Below are 10,919 nucleotides of genomic sequence, written 5' to 3' on the forward strand. Positions count from 1 at the left end.
TTTTAATTTTAGTCTGTTTGCCAAAATTTAATTTTGATACTTTTACTAAAATAATAGCTATTTATTTTTAATAAGAGTTGAAAACTGCCGTATTTTTATATACAATTTAGAGAGTAGCAGATAAAATTTCGACTTTAGGTCGTTGCTACTTGTAAATACAGATTTCAAAACTTTAATGAAGATAGAGTATATCTTCTGTGTACATGGTGTTTAGGTTTAACTTAAACCTATAACTAATAGTCAACATATTACATTAAGAGATTAACAATGAGCTCTTTTAAATTAGTATCATCTGAAGGTTTAACAAGAGAAGTTAAACTATCTATCTCAAGAGATTTATTTGAGAAAGAATATAACAAAGAAGTTAAAAAATTAGTAGCTAGCAAAAAATTATCTTTACCAGGTTTTCGCCCAGGTAAAGTTCCATTGTCAGTTGCTGAGCCGTACGTAAGACAAGATGCTTCAAATGCAGCGGCACAAAAATTAGAAAATGAAGCTTTTACAGCATATTTAAAAACTTCAGAAGAAAGACCTATTATCATCAACTCTCGTAAAGCTGATTGGGTTGAAGAAGGTAAAGAATTAGAAGTAACTTTAAACTTTGATGTTGCACCTAAAGTTGAACTAAAAGACTTCTCTAATGTTGAAGTTGAGTTCCCTGTTATTTCTGAAGAAAGCGCTGTTGAAGAAATGATTTTAGCATTACGTCAACAACGTTCAACTTACGAATTAAAAGATAAAGCTGCTGCTTTAGACGATTTAGTAATCTTCGAATCTGAAGCTACAGATGAAAACGGCTTACCATACGCTGCATTTACTGGTAAAAACAACTTAGTAGTTGGTAGTTACCAATATCCAGCTGATTTCTCTGGTGATTTCGTTGGTCGTAAAGCAGGTGATGAGTTCGAAACTAAATTCAAAGTTTCTGAAGATAAAGAGTTCAACTTAAAAGTAAAAGTTCTAGAAGTTAAAGAACGTACTTTAGGTGAAGTTGATGAAGCATTCATTTCTGAATTCTTAAATAAAAAGAATGCAACTCTTGATGACTTAAAAGCAGAAATCAAGAAAAACTTAAAACGTGAAATTAAAGCTCACACTTTAAAATACTTCTTAAATAGAACTGATGAGAAATTCTTAGAGTTATATTCTGATTTAGAAGTTTCTAAAGGTATCGTAGACTTCTACGTGTATCGTCGTTTCGAAGCTTACTTATTAAATACAACACCAAGCAATCAACCTCGTTTATCAGGTAAAGAATTATTTGATGCAACAAACGAGTTAATGAAGAAAGATCCAGATACAGTAGCTGTATTAACTAATGAAGAGCGTAATAACTTACGTATCGAGTTAGTACACGAAGCTCTAGTAAGAGATCTAAACATTACAGTTACTGACGAAGAAGTAGAACAATACATTGAAGATTTATCAGTAATGTTCGAAGATCCAATTGAGTACAAACACCAATCTCGAAAAAACAAACAACTTTTAGAGTCTTCACGTAACGAAGTGTTATCACAAAAAGTTGCATTAAAACTTAAAACATTATTCAAATTAAAAGAAGTTGAGATGCCTTATACTGACTTAGTACGTATTAATCAAGGTCAAGATTTAGCGTAATAGTTAGGTAGATTAAAATAAAGGAAAGATCTATAATTTATAGATCTTTCCTTTAGTCTTTACGTATTTTAATTTTAAGCTCTACATACGTAACCATTGAGCAATAAAAGTGTTTTTTCTTGCTTAATGTTTACTTATGCTCCTAGGTATTTTTATTTCTTATCCCTATACTTTAGAAGTAAAATCCTAGTCTAAGTAAAAATTAATTATTAAGTTCAAAAAAGTTATTTCTAAGATCTAGGTCTTAGGCTGTAACTTTTTCTGAAAAAGCAGTAATTTTAATAGAGTATATGTTTTGCATATACTTTCAACATAAGATGGACCGATATTAATGCAAAAAGAGCAATATGAATATGGTCAATTACCGGTAATTTTTGTATCTGGTAATTCTTTATACGCTTCTCTATACAATGATGAAGTATTAAACGAGAGAGTGTATAGTGAAGTAACTTATCTTAATTTAGATAAGAAAAGTCAGGTTGATACAGTTAGTTTCTTAACAACCGAAACAGTTCCTAGTGAAGCTGATATTACAGAGTATTTTGGGCTGACCGATGATGCTCTTCCAGATATTAGTGTTTCTGGTGAATATAAACCAGTACTAGTGGTAACTGTTGATAATGATTCTATTCCGGCAACATTCCAAGGTTTCCGTAAAAAAATCTCATCTTATTCGCAACAACTAGTGAAAGAAGGTTTTTTATGTATTATTAGAAAAACTTCTGTAGCTGAAGACGGTGTAACTGCTAATATGAGTATTTTCCCAATCGCAGAAGCTCAGTTTGACTTTTACGATTCGGAGGTTAAAACTTTTAATAATGATATTGGTACTGGTCATGTGCTACTAGCTAAAGTTAAAAGTTTACCATTTACTGCGAACTTCATGAGTGATGATGACCGTTTATCAAACGATGTAAAAGTAACTCCACGTGCTAAAGAGTTTGCGCTTACAAAGCTACGCAATTCTGTAAGTGCGTATATGCAAGCGATTGATAACAAAGGTCTTTTCTCGGAAGTCGAATTTAAATCTTTACCAACGAAATATAGTACTTACGTTTATCAATGCTTAAGCTTTTTAAACGTAAATCCTTTTATTGTAAGTAATTTTGCGCGTACCCCCTACTTATATCAACGTTACGAGTTTTTAATTTCTCACGTAGAATTATTATTAAATCGTAAAACTTTCGATGCAGAGTTACAAGATTCAGTGCGTAAAAATATGGAAACTGCTCAGCGTAAATACTACATTACTGAGCAAATCCGTGCTTTAAAACGTGAATTAAATCCAGATGGTGCATCAGATGAATCTGATGTAGAAAAATTATTACAAGAATTAGATGCTTTAAATATCGAAAAATATCATCCAGAGCTATTCGATAAAATCTCAGGTGAAATTCGTCGTTTAGAAATGATCCCATCTAATTCACAAGAATACTACATGCAACAAAATTATGTAGATTGGTTATTAAAGACTCCTTATAAAGGTGATACTTTAGGTAAGATCGATCTAGCTAAATCGCGTGCAATTCTTGATAGTGATCATTTTGGTCTGGATGATGTAAAAGAACGTATTCTAGAATATTTAGCAGTATTATCACGTGTTGATCTAGCTAAATCTCCAGTGCTATGTTTAATTGGTCCACCAGGGGTTGGTAAAACATCTTTAGGTCGTTCAATTGCTGAAGCTACTGGACGTAAATACACTAGATGGGCTTTAGGTGGTCTATCTGATGAAGCTGAAATCCGTGGTCACCGTAGAACCTATATTGGTTCACAACCAGGTAAAGTTATTTCTCACTTATCTAAAGTGGGGGTTAATAACCCTCTATTCTTATTAGATGAAATTGATAAATTAACTTCAAATCATCGTGGTGATCCTGCAGCAGCACTTCTAGAAGTATTAGACCCAGAGCAAAATAATAAATTCGTAGATAATTATTTAGAAGTAGACTACGATTTATCAAAAGTATTATTCATTGCTACGGCAAATAGTTATAACATTCCTCCGGCTCTTTTAGACCGTATGGAAATTGTTGACTTAGGTTCGTATACACGTAATGAAAAATTCCAAATTGCGAAAAAACATATTCTTCCTAAATTACTAAAACGTAATGCGGTTGAAGAAACTGAAATCGATTTCCCAGATAAAATGATTAACTTCATTATTGATGGGTACACAAATGAACCAGGTGTACGTTCATTAGAACGTCGTATTGAACGTATTATTCGTTATACAATTAAACTAATTGTTGAAAGTAAAGTTGACAAGGTTGTAGTTGATAGTGAATTAGTACAAAAAGTACTTGGTCCAGTTATTAATGAATCGAATGTTGAGCAAACGGAATTTAGAGCGAAATCATTTGTAGGTCAGATTACTGGTCTAGCATGGACACAAGCTGGTGGTGATGTATTACCAATTGAAGCTGCAGTAACTTCAGGTAAAGGTAATATCTCAGCTACTGGTAGTTTAGGTGATCAAATTAAGGAATCTATAAAAGCGGCGATTACGGTAATTCGTCAACGCTATAAACAATTTGATTTACCTGAAGACTTCTATGTAAACAATGATTTCCACGTTCACTTCCCTAATGCTGGTATTAGTAAAGATGGTCCATCTGCAGGTTCAGCGATTACTACATGTTTAATCTCAGCCTTAACTAAAAAACCGATTGCAATGGATATCGGTATGACTGGGGAAATTTCATTACATGGTGATGTATTACGTATTGGTGGAGTTAAAGAAAAAGTTATCTCTGCTCATCGTAATGGGGTAAAACACATCATTTTACCTAAATCAAATGAGCCAGATCTTTATAAAGTGCCGCAAAGCATTAAAGATGAATTACAATTCTACCCAGTAGAAACTATAGACGAAGTTATCGATATTGTATTTGGAGATAAAAAACGTCCTGCTAAAACTTTAGCAGCTGAAGCTGATTTAGATCAATATACCGAGAAAGCGAAAAAAGCTACTCGTACGAAAAAAGCTAAAGCAGAAGCTTCAACTGAAACTGTAGAAGTGGAACAGAAAAAAGCTCCAAAAAGAATAAGAGCGAAAAAAGTAGTAGAAAAAGATTCTGATACTAAAGAAGCGGAATCTAAAACTACCACAAAAGCTAAAAAGAAAACTAAGTCTACAGAGAAATAGTCTTCAAACTAGATCTAAATAATTTTAGTTATTATTTAGAATAATATTTAACTGGGGGAGCTTAGCTTCCCCCTTTTTTTAAGATGAAATTAGTCGTATTTCGTGATTCCGTACTTAGCATGCAAGTTCAGCAGAACTTATTACATGTGGAAAAAACTTTGGTTGCTATAGGGCAATCAGGTAACGTAGATAATAAACAATTGTTACTTTTTGTAGAAAGCCTTGCCTTGCCATTAGTTTTAGATCAAAATGAATTAGAGTTCTCCCATCAAGTTCGTGCAGTATGTCTGCGTTTTCAGGAGCTCGTGCGTAAGTATAACTTAGAGGTTATATGTTGTGCGCGTAGTTTGCTTGAATGGGGGTATAAAAGTTCTTGGGTAATCTTGCCTGAAGAGAATATAGGTGTGCATGATTTATTTGATACTGAAAAGTACCAAATTAGTGAAGTGAAAGTATAGGGGCGTAGATGAAAATTCCATGTTTTATGCTTGATAAATACTTTTTAGATCAAGTGGTTGAAGTGCGCCAAGCTGGACAAATGATGCTTTCATTTATTTTCAGTTTTGAAGATGATTGCAAACTTGTTTTTGCAAATAGAGGAATCTTAAACTTTATTGATTTTACGCAAAAACAAAAAATCTTAGCCCTTAAAGAAAAATATCCTAAAGTATATAATTACATATGGGGTAAGTATTTAAATACCGATAGTGCTAATCCTATGGATGAACTAATCTTAATGGATCGTATGCAAATTATGACATCGCAATGGGCGATGTTAGCGTTTGAGCACGAAAGTGATGAAGCAATTGCCTTTATTCTTGATAAAAGCAATGAAGATTATAAAATATTACAACAAGTTGTAAGTCTAATGCAAAATAACGAACTGCCTATGATAAACTGTTCGCTATCTGAGTACTTAGATCTAACAAAAGTAGAATTCAAAAAGTATCAAGAACAATTTAGTTGGGTATATAAAGGTTAAGCTGCTAATATTAGCATGCTACATTCGATAAGAATTAAATTTGCTCCCTATGTTTGAAACAAGGGATCATTTTTATTTTTTAGGTTGAGCAAATTGCGTACATTACCAGTTGGATCATAACTTGTAAAGCAATCCATGCTAAGGTAAATTTAGCAGTTAACCCCTGTGCTAATTCGTGTGGAAATAATAATCTTGCAGCAGCTTTTAATTTATTTTGCATTACTACTTCAGTAACAACTTGTAAAGAAAAAATTGAGCCAATGTAAATGGCAGCGCTAGATAAGATATAAAAAATAGCAGTGTAGTTAATAGTAGAGAATATAGCATTGGGTTGGAAGTAAGTGAAGTAACCCACTAGAAACCCTAAAAAAGTTAAAGCTAAAGGAATAACAAATAAACTACGAATAAATTTTAAATAGGTTGAGCGAGCGTATTCCTTATCGGTGACAAAAGGATGTTTGGTAGTTAATTTGCTATAAGCTGGACTACGAATAACTTCAAGGTCGTTTGGTGATAGATTATTAACCTTTAGATGATAGCCAATGAGTATGCTATTAGGCCATTGCTTTATCTGTTCAAGATCTGCAGTACTTAAGTCGTAAGTAACGTCATTTGTATATTGTACTTTTACCATGGTATGAGATAGAAAAATTAGTTGTTTACTTAGTCTATATTAAAGTTCTATCTAGCAAAAGTCAAAAATAAAAAACAACAAAAAAAATCTTTTTTATTGTATAATATGCACAGTTTGTTTTGGATATTCATCCATAAAAATTTATATCTCAATGGAGCTCATTAAATTATGGCAACAATTAACCAATTAGTGCGTAAACCTCGCGCGAAAAAGGTTGTTAAAAGTACGGTGCCAGCGTTAGAAGCTTGTCCGCAAAAACGTGGTGTATGTACTCGTGTTTCAACAGTAAAACCTAAAAAACCAAACTCAGCACAACGTAAAGTATGTCGTATTCGTTTAACAAACGGTTACGAAGTAACTTCTTACATCGGTGGTGAAGGTCACAACTTACAAGAGCACAGCGTAGTGTTAATCCGTGGTGGTCGTGTTAAGGACTTACCAGGTGTGCGTTATCACACAGTTCGTGGTGCTTTAGACTGTGCTGGTGTTAAAGACCGTAAACAAGGTCGTTCTAAATACGGTGTTAAGAGACCTAAGTCTTAATATAGCTCCGTAAAGTAAGGCCAAACATATTTAACAAATCATTTTTAATTTTTTTACTCAAAGCTCCATTAAGATTAATGTTTTAATGAGTTTTGGACTAACCTGAATTTAAACGGAGAATAACCATGCCACGTCGTCGCGTAATTGGTCAACGTAAAATTCTACCAGATCCAAAATTTGGTTCAGAATTATTAGCAAAATTTATTAATGTTATCATGGTAGATGGTAAAAAGTCTATCGCTGAAAAGATTGTTTACACTGCGTTAGAAAAATTAGCTCAACACAGTAACAAAACTCCATTAGAAGCTTTTGAAGCTTCATTAGAGCAAGTTCGTCCTACAGTTGAAGTTAAATCTCGCCGTGTTGGTGGTTCTACATACCAAGTTCCTGTAGAAATCCGCCCTGTACGTCGTAACACTCTTGCAATGCGTTGGATTAAAGAAGCAGCAAGAAACCGTAACGACAAAACTATGTCAGATCGTTTAGCTCATGAACTAATCGACGCTCTTGAAAACAAAGGCGCTGCAGTTAAAAAACGTGAAGATGTTCATCGTATGGCTGAAGCGAATAAAGCATTCGCTCACTTCCGTTGGTAGTATTGCAATCTTAAATATTTAACCTGCTGCTTAAGTTCATTTGCAAAATTTAAAAGTTTAGTGATTGAATTTAAGCAGTTTCATCATTTTATATATCGAGGAAAAAATGGCTAGATCTACTCCCATTGAACTCTATCGTAACATCGGTATTAGTGCCCACATCGATGCAGGTAAAACAACTACAACTGAGCGTGTTCTATTCTACACTGGTGTAAGTCACAAAATCGGTGAAGTTCACGATGGTGCTGCAACAATGGACTGGATGGAACAAGAGCAAGAGCGTGGTATTACAATTACATCTGCTGCGACAACTTGTTTCTGGGCTGGTATGAACCAACAATTCCCAAGACACCGTATTAACATTATCGATACTCCGGGACACGTTGACTTCACAATCGAAGTTGAACGTTCAATGCGTGTTCTTGATGGTGCGGTGATGGTTTACTGTGCTGTTGGTGGTGTTCAACCTCAATCTGAAACAGTATGGCGTCAAGCTAACAAATATCACGTACCACGTATCGCGTTCGTTAACAAAATGGACCGTACAGGTGCTAACTTCTTCCGTGTTGTTGATCAAGTTAAACAACGTTTAGGTGGTAACCCAGTTCCAATTCAAATCCCGGTAGGTGCTGAAGAAGAATTCAAAGGTGTTGTTGACCTATTCAAAATGAAATTCATCGACTGGAATGAAGCTGATCAAGGTATGACTTATGATCTAGTTGATATTCCAGCTGATTTAGTTGAAACTGCTGAAGAATGGCGCAATCACATGATTGAAGCTGCTGCAGAATCAGACGAAGAGTTAATGGAAAAATATTTAGGTGGTGAAGACCTAACTGAAGAAGAAATCAAAGCAGCTCTTCGTAAACGTGTTCTTAACAATGAAATCATGTTAATGACATGTGGTTCAGCATTCAAAAACAAAGGTGTTCAAGCAATGCTTGACGCAGTTGTTGAGTTCTTACCAGCTCCAACAGACGTTCCTGCGATTAAAGGTATCACATTAGATGAAAAAGAAGACGTACGTCACGCTTCTGATGATGAACCATTTGCTGCTTTAGCATTCAAAATCGCAACAGACCCATTTGTTGGTAACTTAACATTCTTCCGTGTATACTCAGGTCACGTTAACTCTGGTGATACAGTATTAAACTCTGTTAAACAAAAACGTGAACGTATTGGTCGTATCGTTCAAATGCATGCGAACAAACGTGAAGAAATTAAAGAAGTTTACGCTGGTGACATCGCTGCAGCTATCGGTCTTAAAGATGTGATTACTGGTGATACAATCTGTGATATGGATCGTCCAATCATTCTTGAAAGAATGGAATTCCCAGAGCCAGTTATTAACGTTGCAGTTGAACCTAAAACTAAATCAGACCAAGAAAAAATGGGTCTGGCTCTTAACCGTCTTGCACAAGAAGACCCTTCATTCCGCGTATACACTGATGAAGAATCAGGTGAAACAATCATCGCTGGTATGGGTGAGTTACACTTAGATATCATCGTTGACCGTATGCGTCGTGAGTTCAAAGTTGAAGCGAACGTAGGTAAGCCACAAGTATCTTACCGTGAAACAATTCGTGGTAACGTTGAGCAAGAAGGTAAATTCGTTCGTCAATCAGGTGGTCGTGGTCAATATGGTCACGTATTCTTACGCCTTGAGCCGATGGAAGAGAACGGTGGTTACGAATTCGTAAACGCTATCGTGGGTGGTGTGGTTCCTAAAGAGTACATCCCTGCGGTTGATAAAGGTGTTCAAGAACAAATCGCTAACGGTGTGCTAGCTGGTTTCCCAATCGTTGATGTTAAAGTAACATTATTCGATGGTTCTTACCACGATGTTGACTCATCAGAAATGGCATTCAAATTAGCTGGTTCTATGGCATTTAAAGAAGCTTTCATGAAAGCACAACCGGTTCTATTAGAGCCAATCATGAAAGTTGAAGTTGAAACTCCTGAAGAGTACATGGGTGATGTAATCGGTGACTTAAACCGTCGTCGTGGTCTTGTAGAAGGTATGGAAGATATGATGATGGCTAAGAAAATCCGTGCTCAAGTACCTCTATCAGAGCTATTTGGTTATGCAACAGATTTACGTTCACAAACTCAAGGTCGTGCTTCTTACTCAATGGAATTCTTAAAATACTCAGAAGCTCCACGTAACGTAGCAGAAGCTGTAATTGAAGCTCGTAAATCAAGATAATTAATTATTTAAATATTTTCGTTGAAATTTATATTTTAACTTTAAAGGAAATTTATAATGTCTAAGTCACAGTTCGTCCGTAATAAAACGCACGTTAACGTAGGTACAATCGGTCACGTTGACCACGGTAAAACAACTCTAACAGCAGCGATTACAACAGTATTATCTAAACACTTCGGTGGTGCTGCTCGTGCATTCGATCAAATCGATAACGCACCAGAAGAGAAAGCGCGTGGTATTACTATTAATACTTCTCACGTAGAATATGATAGTGCTAACCGTCACTATGCACACGTTGACTGTCCAGGACACGCCGACTATGTTAAAAACATGATCACAGGTGCTGCTCAAATGGATGGTGCTATTCTAGTAGTAGCTGCAACAGATGGTCCTATGCCACAAACTCGTGAGCACATTCTATTAGCTCGTCAAGTAGGTGTACCATACATTGTTGTATTCTTAAACAAATGTGACATGTTAGATGACGAAGAGTTATTAGAACTAGTTGATATGGATGTTCGTGACCTATTAAATCAATATGATTTCCCAGGTGATGACACTCCAATCATCCGTGGTTCAGCTCTTAAAGCATTAGAAGGTGATGCTGCTTGGGAAGAAAAAATTCTTGAGTTAGCGAACACATTAGATGAGTACATTCCAGATCCAGTACGTGCGATCGATCAACCATTCTTATTACCAATCGAAGACGTATTCTCAATTTCAGGTCGTGGTACAGTAGTAACAGGTCGTGTTGAGCGTGGTATCGTTAAATCTGGTGATGAAGTTGAAATCGTTGGTATCAAACCAACTGCTAAAACAACTGTAACAGCGGTAGAAATGTTCCGTAAAACACTTGACGAAGGTCGTGCAGGTGAAAACATCGGTGCATTATTACGTGGTACTAAACGTGAAGAAATCGAACGTGGTCAAGTATTAGCTAAACCAGGTTCAATCACTCCACACACTGACTTCGATGCAGAAGTGTACGTATTAACTAAAGAAGAAGGTGGTCGTCACACTCCATTCTTCAAAGGTTACCGTCCACAATTCTTCTTCCGTACAACAGACGTAACTGGTACTATCGAATTACCAGAAGGTGTTGAAATGGTTATGCCTGGTGATAACATCAAAATGCGCGTAGCTCTAATCCACCCGATTGCGATGGACCAAGGTTTACGTTTTGCTATCCGTGA

General features: G+C 35.6%; 9 protein-coding genes. 8 read left to right on the forward strand and 1 reads right to left on the reverse strand.

Annotated features, from left to right (window positions below):
• Positions 1 to 267 precede the first annotated feature (267 nt).
• The 4 genes from tig to CKF58_RS02315 all read left to right on the forward strand — a co-directional run bounded on the left by tig (position 268) and on the right by CKF58_RS02315 (position 5,747).
• The gene (gene tig / locus CKF58_RS02300) at positions 268 to 1,617 is read left to right on the forward strand and encodes a trigger factor (RefSeq protein ID WP_119530443.1); all 1,350 of its coding nucleotides are present in this window, start codon (positions 268 to 270) and stop codon (positions 1,615 to 1,617) included.
• A gap of 331 nt (positions 1,618 to 1,948) precedes the next feature.
• Entirely contained in the window at positions 1,949 to 4,765 is a 2,817-nt protein-coding gene (gene lon / locus CKF58_RS02305) for an endopeptidase La (protein ID WP_119530445.1), read from the forward strand.
• 83 nt (positions 4,766 to 4,848) lie between these two features.
• Positions 4,849 to 5,223, forward strand: a complete 375-nt coding sequence (locus CKF58_RS02310; protein ID WP_119530447.1) for a hypothetical protein — start codon at positions 4,849 to 4,851, stop codon at positions 5,221 to 5,223.
• 8 nt (positions 5,224 to 5,231) lie between these two features.
• On the forward strand, positions 5,232 to 5,747 hold the full coding sequence (locus CKF58_RS02315; protein ID WP_119530449.1) for a hypothetical protein: 516 nt from the start codon (positions 5,232 to 5,234) through the stop codon (positions 5,745 to 5,747).
• Positions 5,748 to 5,826: 79 nt separating this feature from the next.
• Here CKF58_RS02315 and CKF58_RS02320 read toward each other — a convergent pair whose 3' ends face one another.
• Entirely contained in the window at positions 5,827 to 6,381 is a 555-nt protein-coding gene (locus CKF58_RS02320) for a hypothetical protein (protein WP_119530451.1), read from the reverse strand.
• Between the two features lie 168 nt (positions 6,382 to 6,549).
• Between CKF58_RS02320 and rpsL the strand changes: the two genes are divergently transcribed.
• The 4 genes from rpsL to tuf form a co-directional block, all read left to right on the forward strand.
• Positions 6,550 to 6,924 carry a 30S ribosomal protein S12 gene (gene rpsL, locus CKF58_RS02325; RefSeq protein ID WP_119530453.1) on the forward strand — a complete coding sequence of 125 codons (375 nt, stop codon included), beginning with the start codon at positions 6,550 to 6,552 and terminating at the stop codon, positions 6,922 to 6,924.
• A 125-nt stretch (positions 6,925 to 7,049) separates the two neighbouring features.
• Entirely contained in the window at positions 7,050 to 7,520 is a 471-nt protein-coding gene (gene rpsG, locus CKF58_RS02330; RefSeq protein ID WP_119530456.1) for a 30S ribosomal protein S7, read from the forward strand.
• Between the two features lie 106 nt (positions 7,521 to 7,626).
• Positions 7,627 to 9,726, forward strand: coding sequence for an elongation factor G (gene fusA / locus CKF58_RS02335; protein WP_119530459.1), 2,100 nt, complete (start codon positions 7,627 to 7,629; stop codon positions 9,724 to 9,726).
• Positions 9,727 to 9,783: 57 nt separating this feature from the next.
• Positions 9,784 to 10,919, forward strand: a 1,136-nt coding sequence (gene tuf, locus CKF58_RS02340) for an elongation factor Tu (RefSeq protein WP_119530462.1), incomplete at its 3' end; no start/stop codon positions are given.

Origin of the sequence: Psittacicella hinzii, from assembly GCF_003585935.1 — a bacterium.
Classification (GTDB): domain Bacteria; phylum Pseudomonadota; class Gammaproteobacteria; order Enterobacterales; family Psittacicellaceae; genus Psittacicella; species Psittacicella hinzii.

Excerpts from the sequence above, each read along its gene's own strand:
- rpsL (WP_119530453.1), top strand. The coding sequence starts at position 6,550 with ATGGCAACAATTAACCAATTAGTGCGTAAACCTCGCGCGAAAAAGGTT.
- rpsG (WP_119530456.1), top strand. The coding sequence starts at position 7,050 with ATGCCACGTCGTCGCGTAATTGGTCAACGTAAAATTCTACCAGATCCA.
- lon (WP_119530445.1), top strand. The coding sequence starts at position 1,949 with ATGCAAAAAGAGCAATATGAATATGGTCAATTACCGGTAATTTTTGTA.
- fusA (WP_119530459.1), top strand. The coding sequence starts at position 7,627 with ATGGCTAGATCTACTCCCATTGAACTCTATCGTAACATCGGTATTAGT.
- CKF58_RS02320 (WP_119530451.1), bottom strand. The coding sequence starts at position 6,381 with ATGGTAAAAGTACAATATACAAATGACGTTACTTACGACTTAAGTACT.
- tig (WP_119530443.1), top strand. The coding sequence starts at position 268 with ATGAGCTCTTTTAAATTAGTATCATCTGAAGGTTTAACAAGAGAAGTT.
- CKF58_RS02315 (WP_119530449.1), top strand. The coding sequence starts at position 5,232 with ATGAAAATTCCATGTTTTATGCTTGATAAATACTTTTTAGATCAAGTG.
- CKF58_RS02310 (WP_119530447.1), top strand. The coding sequence starts at position 4,849 with ATGAAATTAGTCGTATTTCGTGATTCCGTACTTAGCATGCAAGTTCAG.